The sequence below is a fragment of the Salmonella sp. NW645 genome (assembly GCF_051703725.1).
GTDB lineage: Bacteria > Pseudomonadota > Gammaproteobacteria > Enterobacterales > Enterobacteriaceae > Salmonella > Salmonella enterica.
The window spans coordinates 137231-159893 of sequence record NZ_JAMMKR010000009.1 but is presented as its reverse complement, the minus strand read 5'-3'; the positions used below and the strand labels follow the sequence as shown (position 1 = coordinate 159893).

Sequence of the window (22663 nt, the reverse complement as noted above, 5' to 3'; positions counted from 1 at the left end):
TGTTTCCCATTGCATACCGACGTAATTCACGGAAGAATGCGCACGACGGTTTATTAAACACAGTGGATTGATATGAAGGTACTGGTTACCGGCGCCACCAGCGGCTTAGGTCGAAACGCGGTTGAATTTTTGCGCAATAAAGGCATCAGCGTCAGAGCGACGGGTCGCAATGAAGCGATGGGCAAGCTGCTTGAAAAAATGGGCGCGGAGTTCGTCCATGCGGATTTAACCGAACTGGTCTCCTCGCAGGCTAAAGTGATGCTCGCCGGGATCGACACGTTGTGGCACTGCTCCAGCTTTACCTCGCCCTGGGGAACCCAACAAGCTTTCGATCTGGCGAATGTTCGCGCCACCCGCCGCCTGGGAGAATGGGCGGTCGCCTGGGGCGTGCGCAATTTTATTCATATCTCCTCTCCCTCACTCTATTTTGATTACCACCATCACCGTGATATCAAAGAAGATTTCCGTCCGCATCGGTTTGCCAATGAGTTCGCCCGCAGTAAAGCCGCCGGTGAAGAGGTGATTAATCTGCTGGCGCAGGCTAATCCGCAAACACGTTTTACGGTGTTGCGTCCGCAAAGCCTGTTTGGCCCGCACGATAAAGTATTTATCCCACGTCTGGCGCATATGATGCACCATTACGGTAGCGTCTTATTACCGCACGGGGGCAGCGCGCTGGTCGATATGACCTACTATGAAAATGCGATCCACGCCATGTGGCTGGCCAGCCAGCCGGGCTGCGATCATCTGCCTTCTGGCCGCGCTTATAACATCACTAACGGCGAAAACCGCACCTTACGCAGCATCGTACAAAAGTTAATAGATGAACTGACTATCGACTGCCGCATTCGCTCTGTGCCTTACCCGATGCTGGATATGATCGCCCGCAGTATGGAGCGCTTCGGCAAAAAATCCGCCAAAGAGCCCCCGCTAACGCATTACGGCGTGTCAAAACTGAATTTTGATTTTACGCTCGATACGACTCGCGCGCAGGAAGAGCTGGGCTACCAGCCCATCGTCACGCTGGACGAAGGCATTGAACGCACCGCCGCCTGGCTACGCGATCACGGAAATTTACCGCGTTAATCCTGGCCGTACTTCTCCAGTAATGCTTCGGCAATCGCCTGCGTTTCGGCATCTGCGATACCGTTCCATTGCGCCGGACGGAAGTGCATCTGGAACGCCATAATCACCCGCTGCTGCTCGCGTGTCGTCATATCGGCTTTGACTTCATAACCATAGCGCGAGAGTAACGCAAGCACCGTTGCGGTATCGACTGGCGTATACGGCGCGCGTCCAGCCAGATAAAACGCTACACGCTGGGCGTCAGGCCAGGCGCCAATCCCCTGCGCCGCCAGCTCGCGCCACGGGAAGCGCGGGCCGGGATCGTCTTTACGCTGCGGCGCGATATCCGCATGGGCCACCACATTCTGCGGTTTGATGTCATAGCGCGCGATAATGTCCTTCGCTAACGGAATCAATGCCTGAATTTGCGCGGATTCAAACGGCGCGAAAGATTTCACCCCGCCGGACATTCGCCAGCCGCGATTTTCCAGCTCAATGCCAATAGACGTATCATTGAGACGCGTGGCGCCTCGCCAGAAACTGACGCCCGCATGCCAGGCCTGATCCTGTTCCGGCACCAGTTGCCAGATGCGCGGTTTACCGCCATATAATGGCGGGGTTGCGGGAATCAGGTAATGCGAACTGACGTTGCGACCCGTTAACGTCGCCAGCGAAACGTCAAAGTTTTCCGCCGTATAGTGAATCACCAGGACTTTAATGCGCGGATAGGCCGCCTGCGCCCGATGTCGGGTATCAAGCTGATATCCCTCTTTATCGATAATTCCTTTTTCGCTCGCGCAGCCTGTTAACAGCAACGCGAGACCCACCAGCCACAGTAGCGCTCTCATCGGCGCGTTTTCACCGCCGTTCCGCTGACGCTGACCATCAGCATACTGCCATCCTTGCCGACAGTTTCGTAATCAATATCGATGCCTACCACCGCATCGGCGCCCAACGCTTTAGCCTGCTCGCCAAGTTCCTGGAAAGCGATTTCACGCGCTTTACGCAGCTCTTTCTCATACGCGCCGGAACGTCCGCCGACGATATCCCGAATGCCGGCGAAAAAATCGCGGAAAATATTGGCACCTAAAATGGCTTCGCCCGTTACCACACCGCAATACTCCACGATGCTTTGTCCTTCCAGCGTTGGGGTTGTTGAAAACTGCATAGTGAATCTCCCAGGTTAGCTAAGCACACGATCTCAAACGCATTATCAAGCTGATACGCTATCATTGAAAGGATATAATTGATTATCGTAGATCGGTTTTTGCTCGATCGCCTATAAGGAAATCATCATGCGCTATTCTAAACTCTCTTTGCTCATCCCGTGCGCGCTTCTGCTTAGCGCCTGTACGACCGTCACTCCCGCCTACAAAGATAATGGCCCGCGTATCGGCGCGTGTGTGGAAGGCGGCCCGGACAGCGTGGCTCAACAATTTTACGACTACCGTATTCAACACCACAGCAATGATATCGCCGCGCTTCGCCCCTACTTGAGTGATAACCTGGCGAAATTGTTGACCGACGCCAGCCGCGATACGGAGCACCGCCAGTTGATGAGCGGCGATCTGTTCTCCAGCCGCGCTACGCTGCCGGATAGCGCCAACGTCGCCAGCGCATCAACCATTCCGAACCGAGATGCGCGCAACATTCCTCTGCGGGTAGCGTTAAAACAGGGCGATCAAAGCTGGCAGGATGAGGTCCTTATGATTCACGAAGGCTCATGCTGGGTGATTGACGACGTTCGCTATCTGGGCGGAGATGTCCATGCCCCTGCCGGTACGCTGCGCCAGTCGATAGAAAACCGTTAACAGCCAGTATTCCCCGCTTTTGCACCCATAACCCCGTAAATTGTCTGGCATTCTGCCCGGGATGCCGACAATTCTTCTTACCTACTATTCCTCCTGCTATTTTGTGCTATGTTTAGGGAAGAATGTGGGATATATTTAACTTTTAACGCATAAATATTGCATAACTATTCTGCGAAAGGTACTATCTGCGGCTTCAATAGCTATCAGACTGCCTGTATACGAGTGTCAATGAGTATTCAATTAAACGGCATTAATTGCTTTTACGGCGCGCATCAGGCGCTGTTCGATATCACGCTGGATTGCCCCGAAGGCGAAACGCTGGTGTTGCTTGGCCCAAGCGGGGCGGGTAAAAGTTCGCTGCTGCGTGTACTCAATCTGCTTGAGATGCCGCGCTCCGGCACTCTGACTATCGCCGGGAACCATTTTGATTTTACGAAAACGCCGTCCGATAAGGCGATTCGTGAGCTACGTCAAAATGTCGGAATGGTCTTTCAGCAATATAATCTTTGGCCGCATCTCACCGTTGTGCAGAATCTGATTGAAGCGCCCTGCCGCGTACTGGGTCTGACAAAAGATCAGGCGCTGGCGCGCGCAGAAAAGCTGCTGGAGCGTTTACGTCTGAAGCCCTATAGCGATCGTTATCCGTTGCATCTTTCCGGCGGTCAGCAGCAGCGCGTCGCGATTGCCCGCGCACTGATGATGGAGCCGCAGGTGCTGCTGTTTGATGAACCGACCGCCGCGCTGGACCCGGAAATTACCGCTCAAATCGTCAGCATTATTCATGAGCTGGCGGAAACGAACATTACTCAGGTGATCGTTACGCATGAAGTCGAAGTGGCGCGTAAGACCGCCAGTCGTGTGATTTATATGGAAAATGGTCACATCGTCGAGCACGGTGATGCGGGTTGCTTTGCCCACCCTCAGACCGAAGCGTTCAAAAACTATCTCTCTCACTAAGATTCGGGACAATGACAATGAAAAAAGTTCTGATTGCCGCGCTAATTGCAGGCTTTAGCCTTTCCGCTACAGCAGCCCAGACCATTCGTTTTGCGACCGAAGCGTCCTATCCGCCGTTCGAATCGATGGATGCTAATAACAAGATTGTCGGCTTTGACGTCGACCTGGCCAACGCGCTATGTAAAGAGATCGACGCCTCCTGTACCTTTACCAATCAGGCGTTCGACAGCCTGATCCCCAGCCTGAAATTCCGCCGCTTCGACGCTGTAATGGCGGGAATGGATATCACGCCGGAACGTGAAAAGCAGGTGCTGTTTACCACGCCATATTACGACAACTCCGCGCTGTTCGTGGGTCAGCAGGGCAAATACACCAGCGTCGATCAACTGAAAGGTAAGAAAGTCGGCGTGCAGAACGGTACGACGCACCAGAAATTCATCATGGATAAGCATCCGGAAATCACCACCGTACCGTATGACAGCTATCAGAACGCGAAGCTGGATCTACAAAATGGCCGTATCGACGCTGTTTTCGGCGACACGGCGGTCGTGACCGAATGGCTGAAAGCCAATCCTAAGCTGGCACCGGTCGGCGATAAAGTCACCGATAAAGATTATTTCGGCACCGGCCTGGGTATCGCGGTACGTCAGGGCAACACCGAGCTGCAGCAGAAATTCAATACTGCGCTGGAAAAAGTGAAGAAAGATGGGACTTACGAGACCATCTATAACAAATGGTTCCAGAAGTAATCTTTGATGAACGAATTTTTTCCTTTAGCAAGCGCCGCCGGGATGACCGTCGGCCTTGCCGTCTGTGCGCTGATCATTGGCCTCGCGTTAGCCATGTTCTTTGCCGTCTGGGAGTCCGTAAAATGGCGCCCGATTGCCTGGATAGGCTCCGCGCTGGTCACTATTTTGCGCGGCCTGCCGGAAATTCTGGTGGTGCTGTTTATCTATTTCGGCTCCTCGCAACTCCTGCTTACGCTGTCTGACGGGTTTACCCTCCATCTCGGCTTTACGCAGATCCCGGTGCAAATGGAGATTGAGAACTTTGACGTCAGTCCGTTCCTGTGCGGCGTGATTGCGTTGTCCCTGCTGTATGCGGCCTATGCGTCGCAGACGCTACGCGGCGCGCTGAAAGCCGTTCCGTCTGGTCAGTGGGAGTCGGGTCAGGCACTGGGATTATCAAAGACGGCGATTTTTTTCCGTCTAGTGATGCCGCAGATGTGGCGTCACGCTCTGCCAGGGCTGGGTAATCAGTGGCTGGTGTTGCTAAAAGATACGGCTCTGGTCAGCCTTATCAGCGTTAACGATCTAATGTTGCAGACCAAAAGTATTGCCACACGCACCCAGGAACCGTTTAACTGGTACATTATTGCGGCGGCTATTTACCTGGTCATTACGCTGATCAGTCAGTACATTCTCAAACGCATAGACCTGCGCGCGACACGTTTTGAGCGGAGGCCGGACTAATGCTTGAGTATTTACCTGAACTGCTAAAAGGGCTACACACCAGCCTGACGCTGACCGTGGCTTCTATTGCCGTCGCTTTGGTGCTGGCGTTAGTTTTTACCATTATCCTGACACTAAAAACGCCGTTCGTGGTGTGGCTGGTGCGCGGCTATATCACGTTGTTTACCGGTACGCCGTTGTTGGTGCAAATTTTCCTGATCTACTACGGACCCGGTCAATTCCCGACACTGCAAGAGTATCCGCTACTCTGGCATCTACTGTCTGAACCGTGGCTGTGCGCACTGATCGCGTTGTCGCTAAACAGCGCCGCTTATACCACGCAGCTATTTTATGGCGCGATTCGCGCGATTCCGGAAGGTCAGTGGCAGTCCTGCGGCGCGCTGGGGATGAGTAAGAAAGATACGCTGGCGATTTTGTTGCCCTATGCGTTTAAACGCGCCCTCTCCTCCTATTCTAATGAGGTGGTACTGGTCTTCAAAAGTACCTCGCTGGCCTATACCATCACCTTGATGGAGGTCATGGGGTACAGTCAGTTGCTCTATGGTCGTACCTACGATGTGATGGTATTTGGCGCGGCAGGCGTAATTTATCTGGTCGTCAACGGTCTATTGACGCTGATGATGCGTTTGATTGAGCGTAAAGCCCTGGCGTTTGAGCGGCGCAATTAACCAGGCAGGATAAGGCATTCTCGCCGCCGTTCGACAATGGTCAGATGGCGCTGCGCTTATCAAGCCTACGATGCATAATATTGAATAAACCCGACGGACAAGTGGTTAACTTGTCCGTCTTTTTTTATCCATTTAAAAATATTTAATCATTTTTATTGCATATAAATTCAATTGATGGCATTGTAAATCTATGCCGCAGACACGGCGCATAATCATAAGATAACGGGAGTGACATCATGAAAAAGTTAGTTCTGGCTGCATTACTCGCCTCTTTCGCCACTGGCAGCATCGCCGCTGAAAAAATCAATTTCGGGGTTTCCGCCACCTATCCCCCGTTTGAATCCCTGGATGCGAGTAATAAAATTGTGGGCTTCGATATCGATCTGGCAACCGCATTATGCAAGCAAATGCAGGCAGAATGTACTTTTACCAATCATGCTTTCGATAGTCTTATCCCGGCGCTGAAATTCAGAAAATATGATGCCGTCATTTCCGGAATGGACATTACCCCGGAGCGCAGTAAGCAGGTCGCCTTTAGCAATCCCTATTATGCGAACTCCGCGCTGGTGATTGCCAAAAAAGACACCTATAAGACCTTTACCGATCTAAAAGGTAAGCGTATCGGTATGGAAAATGGCACCACGCATCAAAAATATCTCCAGGATAAACATCCGGAGGTCAAAACCGTGGCCTACGACAGCTACCAGAATGCGATTATCGACCTGAAAAATGGCCGTATTGACGGTGTCTTTGGCGATACCGCAGTGGTCAATGAGTGGCTGAAAACGAATCCGCAACTGGGTCCGGCAACAGAGAAAGTGACCGATCCGCAATACTTCGGTACCGGACTTGGCATCGCGGTGCGCCCGGACAATAAGGCGTTGCTGGAAAAACTGAATGATGCGCTGGCCGCCATTAAAGCGGACGGCACTTATCAGAAAATCAGCGATCAGTGGTTCCCGCAGTAAGACGTATGTGATTAGCCCACCGTGTTGCGAAATGGCAGTATAAATACCTTATTCAGCCCACGGGTCGCCATCAGGAAACTATCCAGGCCTGATAAGCGCAGCGCCATTGAGCATTCTACAGTTTGTCATCAGTCTCAAACGCCTGCATCAACAGGCGATTCGGACTAATACTTGCCGGGTGACGCTGACGCGTACCCGGCTTACAACATTGTTACGTTTTTAGATAACATCCAGACCCAGACGGCGATACTGCTCCGCCGGAGCATCATTTTCTTTCATCAAACGGATAAGTAAGTTGATCATCCTTGCTTCGATGGCCTCATCATGAATAGGATGTTGCTGCTGCGGATCGTCTCTGAGATCAAACAAGAGATGACCAAAGCTATTCACACCTTTATATTTTTCCCTGGCCGGAATACGTAATACCTGAAGCCCTTTAGTGAATTTAAACGGAGGTGCCAGAGATAATTTTCCCAGTTCATCCACGTCATAACGCGCATTCATCTTGATCGGCATTAACGTGTAGTTCGCAATGTCATGCTCACGCCCCGGCTGCGCGGCCCGCATATAAACATACCGTCCGTCGGTAACATTAACATGTCCGCTAAACACGCCAAACAGCGCGCCTTCCCTGACGGGTTCATCACTGGCAATGACTTTCGCCAGCGGTTGGCCCTGCATATCTGCGGGAATAGGTTGTTGAAAATAATCCAGTAGCGTTGGCGCCCAGTCAATCATCTGCACCAGCGACTGCCGCCGCGCTCCGCATACCGCGCTGCGCGGGTCCCAGATAAACAGCGGGTTATTAGCCACCTCGTTATAATAGGGCATTTGATTTTTAGCCCACCAACCGTGCTCCCCCAGCAAGAAGCCGTGATCGGTACCGACAATCAGCATCGTATCGCGCCAGAGATCGTGTTCATCCATCAGATCAAGGATACGTCCAAGATTGCGGTCGCACATGGAAACCAGGGCCCGATAACGACAGCGAATATGCGCTATCGCCTCCTCGCTTTCACTGACTTTGCCGCGCGGCCAGTCATAATGCGGGCCTTGCCACTCATCGTCATAGAGCGATAAATATTCCTCGGTGGTATAAAACGGTTCATGCGGATCGAACGTCTCAACCTGCAATAACCAGTTATCTTCGGCATGATTTTTATGGATAAAATCGCACCCGGCGTCAAAAACTTTCGTCTGGGGAAAATCGGCTTCCTGCTGGATGTATTCGCGGTTCGCCCAGTCATGACGCCATAGCCCGGAAACGCCGCCTCCGGTTTGTTTTTGTGGAACGCGCAGTACTTCCGGAATGGGCGGCTCGCCAACACTTGCCTTCCAGTGATCGCCCTCCTGACCGCGTACTACGTCCCAGGAGCTATAGCGGTTATGGTAGTTACCGCCGCCGTCTTCCCAGTAATGCAAATGATCGCTGATAAGATGGGTGTAGATCCCCGCTTTTTTCAATAATTCCGGCATGGAATCATCAAAGGGTTCCAGCGGGCCCCAATCACGATGCAGGAAATTATAGCGCCCGGTGTGCAGTTCCCGACGGGCTGGCATACAGGGCATACTGCCGACATAACTATTGTCAAAGGTGGCGGCATGTGCCGCCAGGCGTTGAAAGTTAGGCGCTTTCGTTAGCAAATCGCCATAGGGCGGCAAATAGTTTTTATTCAGACTGTCAAACAGCAGAATAATCGCTTTCATGACTCAGCCTCATTTGTTGAGCAGGTGCGGAAAATTTTTCTCTACCACATCGTAAATCTGTTTACCTATTGATTCGCCATCCATGATATTTTCAATGGGAATGAGATATTGTCCGTGTTTAGGATCGAGGCTAACGACATCAAGCAATTTTTTTGAAATCGCATAAATATCTGCCCAGTCGGTAAATCCACCGACCTCTCCCGCTGCCGTATGCTCCATATCAAAAGAGAAGTCATATTTTGCTAACGCTTTTTTAACCACAGTCTGTAGCATTACGCTACTGCCTACACCATAACCGCATACGAATAAAATATTTACAGAATCTTTCATAATAAAATCCTTTATATAAACCGAATCAATTAAATGGAATAAGGACCTAGATGGAACGTTGAAGCAATAAATTTCAGTAATTCACAAATTGCAGGCCACAGAGTCGCCCAGTCAAATATTCCCGTCCAGCCCACGCCTTCTTTTGCCAGCCCGGTTAAAGGAATGGCCCATACCGTACCGAAAGTCTGAATAATCCCTAACAGGAAAGTACAAATAATAACGGAACGATATCCCCCCATTCGGTTGGCTAATACGCCGATAGGACCGCCGGAAAAGAAGAGCGGAACAAAACCAGGCAATACCATAATAGGGCTATGGATGAGCAGCAGAATGCCCATGGAAAAAATCGTGCCGAAGGTACAAAAGACGAATCCCAGCGTGGCCGCGTTCGGCGAAAAAGGTAATAAAGCAGCAACATCCACAGCCGGTATAGCGTTAGGAATAAAGCGATCCTGCCATCCTTTAAACGAACCGTTAATTTCGCCTACCATCATCCGCACGCCCTGCAGCAAGATGACCATATACATAGAGAATTGCAGGCCCAGATTGATGATATAGATATACCAGGGTTTGCCTTTCGCCATTAACTGTACGTTATCGATCCCTGTCGCCAATAAAAAACCGCCAACGAAGAGCGTCATCACAATGGCGATTGCCGTCACGTTGTGGTTAAAAATGGCTAACCAACCGGGAAGTTTCAGGTTTTCGGCGTCATGCTTTTCCGGATCGCCGAATTTATGCGCGAATTTCGAGAAAAACCACAGTCCCAACATCTGGTTATGCGCGATGGTAAAACCGGCGTTATTGGTCACTTTGGCAATGGGGTTAACAATAAGCGTGGTTGAAAACGCCCAAAAAACCCCGGTCAATACCCCGGCAATCACAATGGATTGTACCCAACCGAACCCCAGCCAGAAGACAATTAACCACAGTACCGCCTGTGAATGTGAGACCCCGGTATTACCGGTAAGAAATATACCTTTTGCGCCGGTATAACGGCCAAATAAAACTAATATCAGGTTAGTAAAAAATGCCAGTACAAAAACGTATCCTACATAGCCGAAATTATCGCCCAGCGCTATTTGCGTCGCGGCTTTCATGGCATATGAATCCATTAAGTATCCATGCACGCCATAAGCCTTGCTGACTGCCTCTGCAACCGGTTTAAAAGTGGCTGAAAATTGAAAGCCGCCAAATAACACCATCATCAAACCGACCATCGCGCTGATCATACCGGTGATAATTTTTATAGGCGTCTTTTTATCCAGCGCATAGCCAACACCGACTAATATCCCAATTAATATTGCCGGTTCAGTTAAAAACGTTTGAATAACATCTATAAATTTGGCAAACATCGTCTGAACGCCCTCCATAAGCGTGCCTATTCGTTGTCATGATTGACCCCTTTACTGACGTTACGTATTGCTTCGCTGATGCTATTGAAATTTACCCGATAAACCACCTTGTCTAATTTTGCCTTACACGCACTGTAATAATCAAAATTAGTCATTAAAAGATTTAAAGTGATTATTTGTGATTTGATTTGCAAAAATAGGTTAATATATAACCATGATCGATCGGAGTTTTTTATCGATCGATCATGGTTATTATTATTTATGGATAATTAGACAGTTAATATAGATATTTTGTATGTCTAGCTTTTGGCGCTACAGCCTGCAAAGCAATGTTAACACTTCATAATGCGCGGTATGCGGGAACATATCGAAAAGCTGAACACGTTGAATACGGTAGTTCGGCAGATGGCGAATATCCTGCGCCATCGTCTGCGCGTTACAGCTTGAATAAATAATAAAACGCGGCGCCATTTGTGCAAGGTAATCGCACAACGGCTTGCCAATGCCACGGCGGGGAGGATTCACCAACACCAGGTCGGGCGTTTCGCCTTGTGCGGTGGCGAATTGGGTGGAATCCAACGCCTGGAAATGAAGGCGGGTCAATCCCAGCTCGGCAGCGGATTGCTTCGCGCAGGCAATCGCCTCCGGCGCGATCTCAATACCGGTTAATTGCATCTGCGGCGTCGCGCAGTGCAGGCCGAATCCGCCCACTCCGCAAAAAAGATCCCACATATGGCGTACCGGCAGTTGCCCTACCCAGTCACGCGCCGTCGCATATAATCGGCTGGCGACCGTAGGGTTGGTCTGAAAGAAACTTTGCGGACGAATCCACAGCGGCACATCGTTAAAACGTTCCGCCAGCGCCTGCTGATCCGTCAGATAGATTTCCTTCTCCCCTTCCATAATCGCCATATGTACCGGCTGAATATTTGCGGTGATCACCCTGAGCTGCGGCAGTTGCGCACGCAGCCACGGTAACGCCGCGCGCAGTTGCGTAAGTTTGTTTTCTGAACGCAACACGAAGCGTAGCATCATGCCGCCATCGAACTGACTTTCCGTCAGCAACAGGTATTTCAGTTCGCCGCGTTTTCGCGCCACGTTATAAGGCGTGAGTCCGGCACGGGCAATAAAAGGTTTTAGCGCGCTGAATACGGGGGCAAAGGAGGCGGGATACAGCGGGCAGCCGCAAAGATCGACCGGCGTACCGTCGCGATGCAGCATCCCGAAGAGCGGTTTTTCTACACTACCGCTCACGACCATTTTCGCTTTGTTGCGGAAATGCTGTTCCGGGCCGCCAATCGGCGCACACCACTGTTCAACAGGCAGCCCGGTCAGCAAACGATGTAAATCGGCTGTTTTTGCGGAAAGTTGTTCGTTAACCGACTGCGTAATCCATTGACAGGAACGGCAGCGACCCGCGTCATAGAGTGCGCACTGCATACCAAAAAACCTTCATATTATCCGGGGCGACGATTATACACATTATTGCAGCCGGAAGAACCGACGGCTGGGAGCGGGAATAAACAGCAGAAACAGAATTAAAAGATCGGGGAGTTTTTGCATGACCAGGGAATGCAGGATATCACGCTTCGATTCTCCCGCGATGCTAAACAACTCCGGATACCCGTAGCCTAACGACGCCGCCCACAGATATCCGCTCACAATAATTTGTGTCGCCAGGTACACCCAGCGCGCCCAGCTACGGCCTTTCACCAGCGAAAACGCACAATAAATTTCAACAAAGACCAGCATTAAGCTTGCCAGAAAGACAAGGGTTAAGCTCCACGTCTGCACACTGCGATGAATAAACTCGCCCATCCCGCGTATGCCGAGGGTATTCATAATCATCAGCACATCGAGACCGCGAATCAAAATAATCGCCATAGCCGCAACCTGCACCAGCGTAGGCACATTTAAACGGGCATGTGATGAGGTTGATTGCTTTATAAATCCCAATGAATGTCTTCCCTGAAAATGATGCCGCGACCCGCACGGCAACGCATTGCCATAGTGGAAGATTTTAGTGGCTTCAGCCGCGTCTTGCACGCTGGATATCGCGAATCCGCTGTTTTTCCGCTCGCGCCATCAGGTACCAGGCAATAAATCCGACGATTCCTACCACGCCGAGGATTAACGTCGCCAGCGCGTTGATTTCCGGGTTCACGCCCATGCGCACGCTGGAGAAAACCAGCATCGGTAGCGTGGTGGCGCCGGGACCGGAAACGAAGCTGGCAATCACCAGATCGTCAAGGGAGAGCGTAAAGGCCAACAGCCAGCCCGAGATCACCGCTGGCATGATCATCGGTAACGTAATGACAAAAAAGACCTTCAACGGCGCCGCGCCAAGATCCATCGCCGCCTCTTCAATCGAACGATCCAGTTCGCGTAATCGCGAAGCGATCACCACTGCCACGTAGGCGGTACAGAAAGTGACGTGCGCCAACCAGATGGTCAGCATTCCGCGATCGGAGGGCCAGCCGATAGCATGACCGAGCGCGACAAACAGCAGCAGCAGCGACAGCCCGGTAATCACATCCGGCATCACCAGCGGCGCGGTGATCATAAACGCAAAGCCGTTTGCGCCGCGAAACCGTCCAAATCGCACCATCACCACCGCAGCAATGGTACCGAGCACCACCGCCATCGTCGCCGCGCAGGCGGCAATTGTCAGGCTTAGTCCCACTGCGCTCATCATGGCGGTATCCCGAAAGAGCTCGCCATACCAGCGCGTCGACCATCCCGCCCACACCGTCACCAGCTTCGAACTGTTAAACGAGTAAATCACCAACATTAACATCGGCGCATAGAGAAAAGTAAACCCCAGCACCAGAATCAGAATGCGCCAGGGCGAGCGAACGACTGGTAAGTTATTCATCCGTGCTCCCCCACACTTTTTTGCTGATGTTTATGGAACCACATGATCGGTACTATCAGCAGCAGCAACATAATAATGGCGACCGCAGAAGCAACCGGCCAGTCGCGGTTATTGAAAAACTCCTGCCACAGAACGCGACCAATCATGATACTGTCCGGCCCGCCAAGCAGTTCCGGGATCACGAACTCGCCCACCGCCGGGATAAAAACCAGCATCGAGCCGGCGATGATTCCGCCTTTGGTGAGCGGTACAATGATGCTAAAAAACGTTTTCAGCGGTCGGGCGCCGAGATCCAACGACGCTTCCACCAGCGAATAATCAATGCGCGTCAACGCGGTATAAATGGGCAGAACCATAAACGGCAGATACGCATAAACAATGCCGATATAGACGGCCAGGTTAGTGTGCAGGATCGTCAGCGGCTGATCGATAACCCCTAGCCACAGCAACACATTGTTCAGCACACCGTTGTTTTTCAAAATGCCCATCCAGGCATAGACGCGTATTAAAAAAGACGTCCACGAGGGCAGAATCACCAACAGCAGCAGGATATTGCGCGTGGAGGGCTTGCTGTGCGCCACCGCCCACGCCAGCGGGTAGCCCAGCAGCAGGCAGCAGATTGTGGAAATACCGGCAATTTGTAACGATTGCAGATAGGCTTCGAAATAAAGCGGATCGTCGGTCAGTTGCAAAAAATTGCCGAGGTTGAGCGTAATCGACAACTGACCGTCAGCCCATTCCAGCAGATCGGTATACGGCGGGATCGCCCTCGCCATTTCCGCCAGGCTTATCTTAAAGACGATAAGAAACGGCAGTAAAAACAGCAGAATGAGCCAGATATAAGGCAAAGCAATAACCAGCTTACGCCCATGTTTCATTTGCATCCGCGCCAACCATAGCGCCGCGCCGCCAGGTTTACTGATGCGTGCCGGAGGTTCAAGTGTGCTCATGTTTCCCCCTTATACCGTCAGGACCACGCAGCTATCCGCTTCCCAGCACAAACGCACTTCATCGCCCCAGGTCGGTAACCCTTTCCGGTAACGGTGCGCATTCTGCAGTTGAGCGCTGATCATCTGCCCGCTTTTTAGCCGCACATGATAAATAGACAGATCGCCGAGATACGCAATATGCGCCACTTCGCCGACGGCGAAATTATAGCCATCGGCAGGCGGCGACTCACACAGCATGATTTTTTCCGGACGTAGCGCCACATATACCGGCACATTATCAACGACAGAGGCATCTGCATCGACTTTTAACGGATGAACCAAACCGGGCGCGTCAATGACCAGACCGTCCTCTTCACGCGCTTTCAGTAAGCCCTCAAAAACATTTACCGATCCGATAAATTCGGCGCTGTAGCGGGTCGTCGGATGCTCGTAAATCTCCTCCGGTTCGCCAATTTGCACAAATTTTCCACGGTTCATGATGGCAATGCGCCCCGCCATCGTCATCGCTTCTTCCTGATCGTGCGTCACCATGACGCAGGTCACGCCGACGCGCTCAAGGATATCCACCACTTCAAGCTGCATCCGGTCGCGTAATTTTTTATCCAGCGCGCCCATCGGTTCATCCAACAAGAGCAGCTTAGGACGTTTCGCCAGACTGCGCGCCAGGGCCACGCGCTGACGCTGACCGCCGGAAAGCTGATGCGGCTTACGTTTCGCAAACTCCTGCATGTGCACCAGACCCAGCATTTCATTGACGCGGCTGGTAATCTCCGCCTTCGGCAGTTTGTCCTGCTTCAGACCAAAAGCGATGTTCTGCTCTACCGTCATATGCGGAAACAACGCATAGGACTGAAACATCATATTAATCGGACGCTGATACGGCGGAACATGCGCCAGATCGACGCCGTCGAGCATAATTTGCCCGCTGCTCGGTGGTTCAAAACCTGCCAGCATCCGTAGCAGAGTCGATTTTCCACAACCTGACGCGCCCAGCAGGGCAAAAATCTCGCCTTTATAGATAGTCAGACTGACATCATCGACAGCATGTTGCCCGTCGAATGACTTCGTCAGGTTGCGAATTTCCAGAAGCGGCGTCAGCGCTTTACGGGTTTTCACCTGCGGGCGGTGGGGGACATCATTCACAAGGCGCTCTCCGGCATAACACAATCAAACGATACAAACGGTGGAATGCCCGATAGCGCACGCTTATCAGGCCATACCGTTAATCAATTACTTACCGCTTTTCACCTTCGTCCATGCGCGGGTGCGGACACGATCAATCTTCGGCTCCTGCACTTTCAGGGTAAACAACTTGGCCCGCACATCCGCCGGCGGATAAATTCCCGGGTTATCGCGCACCTGCTGGCTGACCAGCGCCGTCGCCTCTTTATTCGCATTGGCGTAGAAAACGTGATCGGAAATATGGGCAATCACATCAGGGCGCAACAGATAATTAAGGAACTGGTAGGCCTCGTCTTTATTTTTGGCGTCAGCCGGCATGGCAAACACATCAAAAAATGCCATTGCCCCCTCTTTGGGGATCGAGAAAGAGATATTGACGCCATTTTTCGCCTCTTTCGCCCGGTTAGCGGCCTGCCAGACATCGCCCGCCCAGCCGATGGCCACACAGGTATCGCCATTAGCCAGATCGTTAATGTATTGCGAGGAGTGGAAATAGCGAATGTTTGGCCGTAGCTTCAACAACAGATCGGTTGCCGGGCCGGTGTAGTCATCCGCTTTGCTGCTATTCGGATCTTTACCCAGATAGTTCAGCACGGTAGCAAAAATTTCTTCAGGCGCATCAAGGAAAGAGACGCCGCAGCTTTTTAGCTTCTCCAGATTTTCTGGCTTGAGGACTAAATCCCAGCTATTCACTGGAGCATCATCCCCCAGCACCGCTTTCACTTTATCAACGTTATAGCCAATGCCCGTCGTGGCCCACATGTAGGGCATGGCGTATTTGTTGTCAGGATCGTGCTTCGCTACCAGTTTCAGCAGTTCAGGATCGAGGTTTTTCCAGCCGGGAAGTTTGCTTTTATCCAGCAGCTGAAAAACGCCCGCGGTGAGCTGGCGCTCAAGAAAACTGGCCGATGGCACCACCAGATCGAACCCGGTGCTGCCTGCCATTAACTTGCCTTCCAGCACTTCGTTAGAGTCAAAGACATCATAGATAACGTTAATCCCGGTCTCTTTTTCAAAGTTCGCCACCGTGTCCGGCGCGATATAATCTGACCAGTTATAAATGTGCAGCGTTTTTTGTTCGGCAGCGAGCGTGCCGACAGAGACGACCATCAAAGCACCCGCAACCAGACCCGATAGCCATTTTTTCTTTAAGGCGGTCATCATCGCTTTCCTTCTGAAATCCGTTAACAAATGAACCCATTAGGCGTGGTTTAAAACATGCCTGAAATGTGCATACCTTTTCATTTGATACAAATAAAGAAGAGAGGTCGCCCTCCCTGCCATCAAGCTCGCTATAGAAGCTTCGCAAGAATAACTTTAGCTAAGGTTTGAGGCTATAGCCCAGATTAAAAAACGCCTTTTATCAATTTTTTATGCAGGTTTTGTCTATGTGATAAAGCGAAATGGTCAGAAATGAGGTGAATAATTCTTTAAATAAAGGTTAACTGCAGCATAAAAAAACGTAAACAGCAGCCGCGCTGGCAGCGACTGCCTGATTATCGGGAGGGATCAGTGAAGAAAATGGTCAACCGCGCTGGTTTTTTGCGCGTCTTCTTCCGCGTTAAACAGAAGCTGATGCGCCCCGGCCTCAAGGATCACCATAGAAATCTGCTCTTCACTTTGGCGAACAAACCATTCGAACTGTTCGTAGGTGACGCCTTGCATAACGGATAAAGACTGGCACACAACCAGTTTTGGCAGATTATCATCCTGCATATCGAGAAAGGCTTTTACCGTCAACGAACTGGCGTTGATAGCAGAGAGATCGGCCGCCAGCGGCAGCAACGCGGAAGGCCTGACCTCCGCCATCGCGGAAAAAAGAATGGTGTTGTCCACCAAATCGATTTTAGCATCGTAGACGCCGTCAAAATTCTGCATATGCGGCAAATGCAGCGCCTGGCAGGTATCACATTCGAAGAAATTCATGCCCAGGTCGTCGAGCCATTGACGCAACGTATCCAGAGTGGGAACGACCAGTGATATCATAATAATGTGCTACCTCTTACGATGACGATGAAAAATTACCGGCACAGCTTACGCAAAAAGCGTGCTTCGTACTACGGCGGAATCCACGATTGCGATTAGCCGCCGATTTTAAGGCAAAATTCAGGCGTAGCGTGACGTTCTATCCACTGAATCATTCGCCCCGCGATATCCACGCCCGTAGTCTTTTCGATACCTTCCAGTCCCGGCGAGGCATTCACCTCCATCACCAGCGGCCCGCGCGCGGCGCGTAAAATATCGACACCCGCCACATCCAGCCCCAGCGTCTGTGCGGCTTTGATGGCGATATCCCGTTCACGGGGCGTGATCGTCGCGATGCTGGCCACCCCGCCACGATGAAGATTGGAGCGAAAATCACCGGCTTTCGCGCACCGCTCAATCGCCGCCACAACCTCATTGCCGACGACCAGACAACGAATATCGCATCCTTTAGCTTCGGCAATGTATTCCTGAACCAAAATATGGGCATTCAGCCCCCGAAACGCATCAATAACGCTTTCAGCAGCCTGACGCGTCTCCGCCAATACCACGCCGATCCCTTGCGTGCCTTCTACCAGCTTCACGACCAGCGGCGCCCCGCCAACCATCTTAATAAGATCGCTGGTGTCATCCGGAGAATGGGCGATCCCGGTAATGGGAAGATCGATCCCCTGGCGCGCCAGAAGTTGTAGCGATCGCAGCTTATCGCGCGCGCGGGTAATGGCGACGGATTCATTCAGCGGATAGCTACCCAATAGCTCAAACTGACGTAGCGCAGCGGTACCATAAAAGGTAATGGCCGAACCAATACGGGGAATAACGGCGTCATAATGGGGCAGACGACGCCCCTTGTAATGGATCGACGACGCAGCCGGATTAATATTCATATAGCAGGAAAGAGGATCGAGTATCTCGACCAGATGGCCGCGCCGCATCGCCGCTTCGCGCAGACGTTTGCAAGAATAGAGCGTTCCATCCCTGGACAATATGGCAATTTTCACCCTGCACCTCGCTGAAAACCCTGAAAAGCCCGCGTATCATACACTGGCCCGCAGGTTTTAGCGCGTCGCCCAGCCCTGTTTATGCAAATATTCAAGGATAAATGGGCGATTTTCTTTAATCAGGGTGCGACGGATATGATCGCTCCAGGTATCGCGTCGCGTATTACTGCCTCGGGTCAGATAATACTCAGCCAACTGCTCGTCATAGCGCGCCAGCAGCTTTTCATCAAGCGGTTGATACTGGTTCTCATGAACCACAAGCTCTGCAGGCAGGCGCGGTTTCAGATCCGGATTATCCGCAGGCCATCCCAAACACAGGCCAAAGAGCGGCAATACATGCTTCGGCAATTTTAACAGTTCGGTAACAGATTCAATATTGTTACGAATGCCGCCGATATACACGCCGCCTAACCCCAGTGATTCCGCCGCCGTCAGCGCATTTTGCCCCATCATCGCCGTATCGACGACACCGAGCAGCAGTTGTTCGGCAAGCCCCAACTGCGCGTCAGGGCAGATCTGCAAATGACGATTAAAATCGGCGCAAAATACCCAGAACTCAGCGGCCTGCGCCACATGCTTTTGCCCGCCCGTCAGGGGCACTAACGCCTCGCGCAGCGCCCGATCGGTAATACGGATAATAGAGCTGCACTGTAAAAAACTGGAACTGGACGTGCTGCGCGCGGCGGCAATAATGGCCTCTCGCTGCGCGTCAGTCACGGGTTCATCGGTGAAATGGCGAATAGAACGATGGCCACAAAGAAGTTCAATGGTCGGACTCATTATGCTTTTCTCTATCTGAACGGGAAGAAATGTCGGGTGGACGTTTCATCAACTGCGGCGCCAGTAACTGCGCAATACGCCACATCATCGCCACCGCGGCGGGGAGGATCAACACGACGCCCAGGAAAACCATCAATACGCCAGCCAGCGGCGTATTGAACGGCGCGGGCAGCGTAAGGTAATGATTAAGCGATAGCAGAGCAAGCGCCAGCAAAATCATACCGAGGTATTCCAGTATCAGTACGCTTTTGGGTAACACGCCAATCGTGCGCATATCAAGCCTCCCGGTAAACTGACGCACAGTGTAGAACGTTCTGGTCCGGCGTGCTTAACAGATATAGCCCTGGGTTATCAAAGGAACAGGCGTAACCTGCTTTTCATCTGCCGTAAATCGCGGCATGATAACACCTGTTCGCCGTCTGGCTTTATGTTCGAGGAGAGATATGTTTACTGTTATTTTTGGCCGCCCAGGGTGCCCTTATTGCGTGCGTGCAAAAGAGTTGGCGGAAAAACTGAGCAAAGAACGCGACGATTTCAACTACCGCTATATTGATATCCATGCCGAAGGCATTACTAAAGCGGATTTGGAAAAAACCGTAGGTAAACCTGTAGAAACCGTACCGCAGATTTTTGTCGATCAAAAACATATCGGCGGCTGTACAGATTTTGAAGCATGGGCAAAAGAAAATCTGAATCTTTTCGCCTGATTGCTCTGGCAACGCCCTCTACCGGAGGGCGCTACCGGCGTTTTTTTCGCCGGTGGCTAAACAGGCTGCTAATAAACAAATAACAGAGCGCGCCTAACGCACACCAGAATACGGCGCTAAATAACCACGCCAGTTCTTGCCAAAACGATCGGGTAGGCATAAATACCACGCGCATTAACACCAGGCAAAACGGCGCCGCCAGCATCGCCCCGATCAGCGGTCGGATCACCTCGCGTCGGTGAGAACAAAAACTGGCCACCGCACCAGGCAACGTAAAAAATAACAGTCCAATCTCAGGATGCCCTGCCGCGCGAAAAGCGCCTTGTACATGCATAGTTAATGAAAGACACACCACAATAAAGAGTACAAAGCAGCAGACAACGCTTGCCCACCCGTGTTTATGTTTCAATCGTTCCTCCTGACACTCTCTATCGAACACGCTTTCCGCCGTGAGGCATCCAGTCAGATAAAGTCATGTGGCATTCCATGCCAAAAACACACCTGCACGATTCTTATAGCCGTTAGTACGCAATAAGATTAAACTAGCAGGATATATTGTTGTGTTGTTTTTATTTGGATGCTGTATGCAATACGATTGCACCCTTAATTCATGATAAAAACAGTAGCGTAAATTACCATTTCTTTCAACAGCTTACTCGTAAACAAGAAGTTAGTCTCCGTGAATATAAACGTCGCAGATTTGTTAAATGGGAATTACATCCTGTTATTATTTGTGGTCCTGGCTCTTGGCCTGTGTCTTGGCAAGTTACGTCTGGGTTCAGTCCAACTTGGTAATTCCATTGGCGTTTTAGTGGTCTCTCTATTATTAGGGCAGCAACACTTCAGTATTAACACCGACGCGCTAAATCTGGGATTTATGCTGTTTATTTTTTGTGTCGGCGTCGAGGCTGGCCCCAACTTTTTTTCGATTTTTTTTCGCGACGGTAAAAATTATCTGATGCTTGCCCTGGTCATGGTCGGTAGCGCTCTGCTAATCGCCTTAGGCCTTGGTAAGCTATTCGGCTGGGATATCGGCCTGACGGCCGGTATGCTGGCCGGCTCAATGACATCCACGCCCGTGCTGGTTGGCGCAGGCGATACCCTGCGACATTCCGGCATCGCCAGCACCCAACTTTCCTCCGCTCTTGATAATCTGAGCCTGGGTTATGCCCTGACCTATCTGATTGGGCTAGTCAGTCTGATCGTGGGCGCGCGCTACTTGCCTAAACTACAGCATCAGGATTTGCAAACCAGCGCCCAGCAAATTGCTCGCGAGCGCGGTCTGGATACCGATGCTAATCGCAAAGTTTATTTGCCGGTTATCCGCGCCTATCGGGTTGGTCCGGAACTGGTGGCCTGGACTGACGGAAAAAACCTGCGCGAGCTGGGTATTTACCGCCAGACAGGTTGCTATATCGAACGTATTCGTCGTAACGGTATTCTGGCGAACCCGGATGGCGATGCGGTGCTGCAAATGGGCGATGAGATTGCGCTGGTCGGCTATCCGGACGCGCACGCCAGGCTCGATCCCAGCTTCCGTAATGGTAAGGAAGTGTTTGATCGCGATCTGCTTGATATGCGCATCGTAACGGAAGAAATTGTGGTGAAAAACCACAATGCGGTCGGTCGCCGCCTCGCTCAGCTCAAGCTGACCGATCATGGCTGCTTCCTTAACCGCGTCATCCGCAGCCAGATCGAAATGCCTATCGACGATAACGTCGTGCTGAATAAAGGCGACGTGCTACAGGTGAGCGGCGACGCCAGACGCGTAAAAACCATCGCCGATCGCATTGGTTTTATTTCGATCCATAGCCAGGTGACGGACCTGCTCGCCTTCTGCGCTTTTTTTATCATCGGGTTAATGATCGGGATGATTACCTTCCAGTTCAGCAATTTTAGTTTCGGCATCGGCAACGCGGCCGGATTGCTGTTCGCCGGGATCATGCTCGGTTTCCTGCGCGCTAACCACCCTACCTTTGGTTATATTCCGCAGGGCGCGCTTAACATGGTGAAAGAATTCGGCTTGATGGTATTTATGGCCGGCGTTGGTTTAAGCGCCGGCAGCGGTATCAGCAACGGTCTGGGCGCGGTCGGCGGACAAATGCTGATCGCCGGGCTTGTCGTCAGCCTGGTACCGGTGGTGATCTGCTTCTTGTTTGGCGCTTATGTGCTGCGCATGAACCGGGCGCTGCTGTTTGGCGCCATGATGGGCGCGCGTACCTGCGCCCCGGCGATGGAAATCATTAGCGATACGGCGCGCAGCAATATTCCAGCGCTGGGTTATGCGGGGACTTACGCCATCGCCAACGTTCTGCTAACGCTGGCGGGGACGCTTATTGTCATCATCTGGCCGGGGTTAGGATAAAACTGAAGTTTGCCTTTAAGTGAAAAAATTTTGCCAATAGGTCGAACTTTTCGTTAAAGCATCAGTCATACCTATTGCCACTGCTTTTCTTTGATGTCCCCATTTTGTGGAGCCCATCAACCCCGCCATTTCGGTTCAAGGTTGGTGGGTTTTTTGTTGCCTGAAATTTATGCCTTTTAAAATCATGATGTTAGAAGCACTGTTTTTTAACGATGGCGACAAAATGGCGGCAGCGTCAAAGAGAGAGCGCCACCTGTCCTGATTTCATTGGATGCGGCTGAACCGGATTTGACTCTTTTGGCGTTGCAATCGAACGAACAAAAGTTTCATGGGTAACAAAAGTATGGCTGCAGTTAATATTCTGGCACTGGTTGTAACGCTCTTTGGTCAATGAAGATACCTGAAAACTGCTGCGAGTATGGGCGGCACTTCCACACAGTGGGCAAATCATCATTTTTCGAGTTCTCCCCATTTTTGCTAAATTCAC

General features: G+C 51.5%; 26 protein-coding genes. 9 read left to right on the top strand and 17 right to left on the bottom strand.

All coding sequences use genetic code 11. From position 1 onward, the window contains the following. Positions 1 to 72: 72 nt before the first annotated feature. Positions 73 to 1086: an NAD-dependent epimerase/dehydratase family protein gene (locus tag NA389_RS18805; RefSeq protein ID WP_000866907.1), complete on the top strand. Its 1014-nt coding sequence runs from the start codon at positions 73 to 75 to the stop codon at positions 1084 to 1086. Here the strand turns inward: NA389_RS18805 and NA389_RS18800 are convergent. Beyond that, a complete protein-coding gene (locus NA389_RS18800; protein WP_001202296.1) occupies positions 1083 to 1913 on the bottom strand; it encodes an N-acetylmuramoyl-L-alanine amidase in 831 nt (276 codons plus the stop codon). The genes NA389_RS18805 and NA389_RS18800 overlap by 4 nt on opposite strands. Next, a complete protein-coding gene (locus NA389_RS18795; RefSeq protein WP_001160725.1) occupies positions 1910 to 2233 on the bottom strand; it encodes a heavy metal-binding domain-containing protein in 324 nt (107 codons plus the stop codon). Before NA389_RS18795 ends, NA389_RS18800 begins: the two co-directional genes overlap by 4 nt. Before the next feature lie 127 nt (positions 2234 to 2360). On the opposite strand from NA389_RS18795, the gene NA389_RS18790 reads away from it, so the two are divergent. From NA389_RS18790 to artJ, 6 genes are all read left to right on the top strand, one after another. Continuing rightward, positions 2361 to 2876, top strand: a complete 516-nt coding sequence (locus tag NA389_RS18790; protein ID WP_001270724.1) for a lipoprotein — start codon at positions 2361 to 2363, stop codon at positions 2874 to 2876. Between the two features lie 228 nt (positions 2877 to 3104). Continuing rightward, entirely contained in the window at positions 3105 to 3833 is a 729-nt protein-coding gene (artP, locus tag NA389_RS18785) for an arginine ABC transporter ATP-binding protein ArtP (RefSeq protein ID WP_000027186.1), read from the top strand. A 17-nt stretch (positions 3834 to 3850) separates the two neighbouring features. Beyond that, positions 3851 to 4582, top strand: a complete 732-nt coding sequence (gene artI / locus NA389_RS18780) for an arginine ABC transporter substrate-binding protein ArtI (protein ID WP_000756586.1) — start codon at positions 3851 to 3853, stop codon at positions 4580 to 4582. 6 nt (positions 4583 to 4588) lie between these two features. Next, entirely contained in the window at positions 4589 to 5305 is a 717-nt protein-coding gene (gene artQ / locus NA389_RS18775) for an arginine ABC transporter permease ArtQ (protein WP_001001677.1), read from the top strand. Next, on the top strand, positions 5305 to 5973 hold the full coding sequence (gene artM / locus NA389_RS18770) for an arginine ABC transporter permease ArtM (protein WP_000895393.1): 669 nt from the start codon (positions 5305 to 5307) through the stop codon (positions 5971 to 5973). Before artQ ends, artM begins: the two co-directional genes overlap by 1 nt. Positions 5974 to 6209: 236 nt before the next feature. Beyond that, positions 6210 to 6941 carry an arginine ABC transporter substrate-binding protein ArtJ gene (gene artJ, locus NA389_RS18765; protein WP_000737537.1) on the top strand — a complete coding sequence of 244 codons (732 nt, stop codon included), beginning with the start codon at positions 6210 to 6212 and terminating at the stop codon, positions 6939 to 6941. Positions 6942 to 7160: 219 nt separating this feature from the next. On the opposite strand, the gene NA389_RS18760 is transcribed toward artJ, so the two are convergent. From NA389_RS18760 to NA389_RS18700, 13 genes are all read right to left on the bottom strand, one after another. Next, on the bottom strand, positions 7161 to 8648 hold the full coding sequence (locus tag NA389_RS18760) for a sulfatase (protein ID WP_061377720.1): 1488 nt from the start codon (positions 8646 to 8648) through the stop codon (positions 7161 to 7163). A 9-nt stretch (positions 8649 to 8657) separates the two neighbouring features. After that, entirely contained in the window at positions 8658 to 8978 is a 321-nt protein-coding gene (locus NA389_RS18755; protein ID WP_000655399.1) for a PTS sugar transporter subunit IIB, read from the bottom strand. A 29-nt stretch (positions 8979 to 9007) separates the two neighbouring features. Next, a complete protein-coding gene (locus tag NA389_RS18750; RefSeq protein ID WP_000399320.1) occupies positions 9008 to 10351 on the bottom strand; it encodes a PTS sugar transporter subunit IIC in 1344 nt (447 codons plus the stop codon). Positions 10352 to 10645: 294 nt separating this feature from the next. Next, positions 10646 to 11773 carry a 23S rRNA (uracil(747)-C(5))-methyltransferase RlmC gene (rlmC, locus tag NA389_RS18745; RefSeq protein WP_001149798.1) on the bottom strand — a complete coding sequence of 376 codons (1128 nt, stop codon included), beginning with the start codon at positions 11771 to 11773 and terminating at the stop codon, positions 10646 to 10648. A 42-nt stretch (positions 11774 to 11815) separates the two neighbouring features. After that, complete coding sequence (locus NA389_RS18740) at positions 11816 to 12289, bottom strand: YbjO family protein (protein ID WP_000505786.1); 474 nt, start codon at positions 12287 to 12289, stop codon at positions 11816 to 11818. A gap of 73 nt (positions 12290 to 12362) precedes the next feature. Continuing rightward, on the bottom strand, positions 12363 to 13208 hold the full coding sequence (gene potI, locus NA389_RS18735; protein ID WP_001061629.1) for a putrescine ABC transporter permease PotI: 846 nt from the start codon (positions 13206 to 13208) through the stop codon (positions 12363 to 12365). After that, positions 13205 to 14158 (bottom strand): putrescine ABC transporter permease PotH, encoded by a 954-nt coding sequence (potH, locus tag NA389_RS18730; RefSeq protein ID WP_000105453.1) that lies wholly within the window; start codon positions 14156 to 14158, stop codon positions 13205 to 13207. The genes potI and potH overlap by 4 nt, the downstream gene beginning before the upstream one ends. Before the next feature lie 9 nt (positions 14159 to 14167). Beyond that, entirely contained in the window at positions 14168 to 15301 is a 1134-nt protein-coding gene (potG, locus tag NA389_RS18725; protein ID WP_001000698.1) for a putrescine ABC transporter ATP-binding subunit PotG, read from the bottom strand. 87 nt (positions 15302 to 15388) lie between these two features. After that, positions 15389 to 16501, bottom strand: a complete 1113-nt coding sequence (gene potF / locus NA389_RS18720) for a spermidine/putrescine ABC transporter substrate-binding protein PotF (RefSeq protein ID WP_000125761.1) — start codon at positions 16499 to 16501, stop codon at positions 15389 to 15391. 348 nt (positions 16502 to 16849) lie between these two features. Continuing rightward, positions 16850 to 17326 carry a YbjN domain-containing protein gene (locus tag NA389_RS18715; RefSeq protein ID WP_000624810.1) on the bottom strand — a complete coding sequence of 159 codons (477 nt, stop codon included), beginning with the start codon at positions 17324 to 17326 and terminating at the stop codon, positions 16850 to 16852. Between the two features lie 95 nt (positions 17327 to 17421). Then, a complete protein-coding gene (rimK, locus tag NA389_RS18710) occupies positions 17422 to 18324 on the bottom strand; it encodes a 30S ribosomal protein S6--L-glutamate ligase (protein WP_000684366.1) in 903 nt (300 codons plus the stop codon). Positions 18325 to 18381: 57 nt separating this feature from the next. Continuing rightward, positions 18382 to 19104 (bottom strand): nitroreductase NfsA, encoded by a 723-nt coding sequence (gene nfsA / locus NA389_RS18705; protein WP_000075300.1) that lies wholly within the window; start codon positions 19102 to 19104, stop codon positions 18382 to 18384. Continuing rightward, entirely contained in the window at positions 19088 to 19378 is a 291-nt protein-coding gene (locus tag NA389_RS18700) for a YbjC family protein (RefSeq protein WP_001259137.1), read from the bottom strand. The genes nfsA and NA389_RS18700 overlap by 17 nt, the downstream gene beginning before the upstream one ends. 169 nt (positions 19379 to 19547) lie before the next feature. Between NA389_RS18700 and NA389_RS18695 the strand changes: the two genes are divergently transcribed. Next, positions 19548 to 19811 carry a GrxA family glutaredoxin gene (locus tag NA389_RS18695; protein WP_000495513.1) on the top strand — a complete coding sequence of 88 codons (264 nt, stop codon included), beginning with the start codon at positions 19548 to 19550 and terminating at the stop codon, positions 19809 to 19811. Between the two features lie 31 nt (positions 19812 to 19842). Here the strand turns inward: NA389_RS18695 and NA389_RS18690 are convergent, their stop codons facing one another. After that, positions 19843 to 20220, bottom strand: a complete 378-nt coding sequence (locus tag NA389_RS18690; RefSeq protein ID WP_000680850.1) for an inner membrane protein YbjM — start codon at positions 20218 to 20220, stop codon at positions 19843 to 19845. Between the two features lie 270 nt (positions 20221 to 20490). Here NA389_RS18690 and NA389_RS18685 point away from each other — a divergent pair, with 270 nt between their 5' ends. Beyond that, positions 20491 to 22176 carry an aspartate:alanine antiporter gene (locus tag NA389_RS18685; RefSeq protein WP_001024853.1) on the top strand — a complete coding sequence of 562 codons (1686 nt, stop codon included), beginning with the start codon at positions 20491 to 20493 and terminating at the stop codon, positions 22174 to 22176. 235 nt (positions 22177 to 22411) lie between these two features. Here NA389_RS18685 and NA389_RS18680 read toward each other — a convergent pair whose 3' ends face one another. Then, positions 22412 to 22630 (bottom strand): ogr/Delta-like zinc finger family protein, encoded by a 219-nt coding sequence (locus tag NA389_RS18680; protein WP_000972391.1) that lies wholly within the window; start codon positions 22628 to 22630, stop codon positions 22412 to 22414. Between the last annotated feature and the right edge of the window lie 33 nt (positions 22631 to 22663).

What these genes read in the sequence shown, in the direction of transcription:
- NA389_RS18760 (WP_061377720.1), bottom strand. Translation starts at nt 8,648, where the DNA reads ATGAAAGCGATTATTCTGCTGTTTGACAGTCTGAATAAAAACTATTTG.
- NA389_RS18805 (WP_000866907.1), top strand. Translation starts at nt 73, where the DNA reads ATGAAGGTACTGGTTACCGGCGCCACCAGCGGCTTAGGTCGAAACGCG.
- NA389_RS18790 (WP_001270724.1), top strand. Translation starts at nt 2,361, where the DNA reads ATGCGCTATTCTAAACTCTCTTTGCTCATCCCGTGCGCGCTTCTGCTT.
- NA389_RS18755 (WP_000655399.1), bottom strand. Translation starts at nt 8,978, where the DNA reads ATGAAAGATTCTGTAAATATTTTATTCGTATGCGGTTATGGTGTAGGC.
- rlmC (WP_001149798.1), bottom strand. Translation starts at nt 11,773, where the DNA reads ATGCAGTGCGCACTCTATGACGCGGGTCGCTGCCGTTCCTGTCAATGG.
- artI (WP_000756586.1), top strand. Translation starts at nt 3,851, where the DNA reads ATGAAAAAAGTTCTGATTGCCGCGCTAATTGCAGGCTTTAGCCTTTCC.
- artJ (WP_000737537.1), top strand. Translation starts at nt 6,210, where the DNA reads ATGAAAAAGTTAGTTCTGGCTGCATTACTCGCCTCTTTCGCCACTGGC.
- potH (WP_000105453.1), bottom strand. Translation starts at nt 14,158, where the DNA reads ATGAGCACACTTGAACCTCCGGCACGCATCAGTAAACCTGGCGGCGCG.
- potF (WP_000125761.1), bottom strand. Translation starts at nt 16,501, where the DNA reads ATGACCGCCTTAAAGAAAAAATGGCTATCGGGTCTGGTTGCGGGTGCT.
- NA389_RS18750 (WP_000399320.1), bottom strand. Translation starts at nt 10,351, where the DNA reads ATGGAGGGCGTTCAGACGATGTTTGCCAAATTTATAGATGTTATTCAA.
- potI (WP_001061629.1), bottom strand. Translation starts at nt 13,208, where the DNA reads ATGAATAACTTACCAGTCGTTCGCTCGCCCTGGCGCATTCTGATTCTG.
- NA389_RS18680 (WP_000972391.1), bottom strand. Translation starts at nt 22,630, where the DNA reads ATGATGATTTGCCCACTGTGTGGAAGTGCCGCCCATACTCGCAGCAGT.
- artM (WP_000895393.1), top strand. Translation starts at nt 5,305, where the DNA reads ATGCTTGAGTATTTACCTGAACTGCTAAAAGGGCTACACACCAGCCTG.
- artP (WP_000027186.1), top strand. Translation starts at nt 3,105, where the DNA reads ATGAGTATTCAATTAAACGGCATTAATTGCTTTTACGGCGCGCATCAG.
- NA389_RS18800 (WP_001202296.1), bottom strand. Translation starts at nt 1,913, where the DNA reads ATGAGAGCGCTACTGTGGCTGGTGGGTCTCGCGTTGCTGTTAACAGGC.
- NA389_RS18695 (WP_000495513.1), top strand. Translation starts at nt 19,548, where the DNA reads ATGTTTACTGTTATTTTTGGCCGCCCAGGGTGCCCTTATTGCGTGCGT.
- nfsA (WP_000075300.1), bottom strand. Translation starts at nt 19,104, where the DNA reads ATGAGTCCGACCATTGAACTTCTTTGTGGCCATCGTTCTATTCGCCAT.
- artQ (WP_001001677.1), top strand. Translation starts at nt 4,589, where the DNA reads ATGAACGAATTTTTTCCTTTAGCAAGCGCCGCCGGGATGACCGTCGGC.
- NA389_RS18715 (WP_000624810.1), bottom strand. Translation starts at nt 17,326, where the DNA reads ATGATATCACTGGTCGTTCCCACTCTGGATACGTTGCGTCAATGGCTC.
- NA389_RS18700 (WP_001259137.1), bottom strand. Translation starts at nt 19,378, where the DNA reads ATGCGCACGATTGGCGTGTTACCCAAAAGCGTACTGATACTGGAATAC.
- NA389_RS18795 (WP_001160725.1), bottom strand. Translation starts at nt 2,233, where the DNA reads ATGCAGTTTTCAACAACCCCAACGCTGGAAGGACAAAGCATCGTGGAG.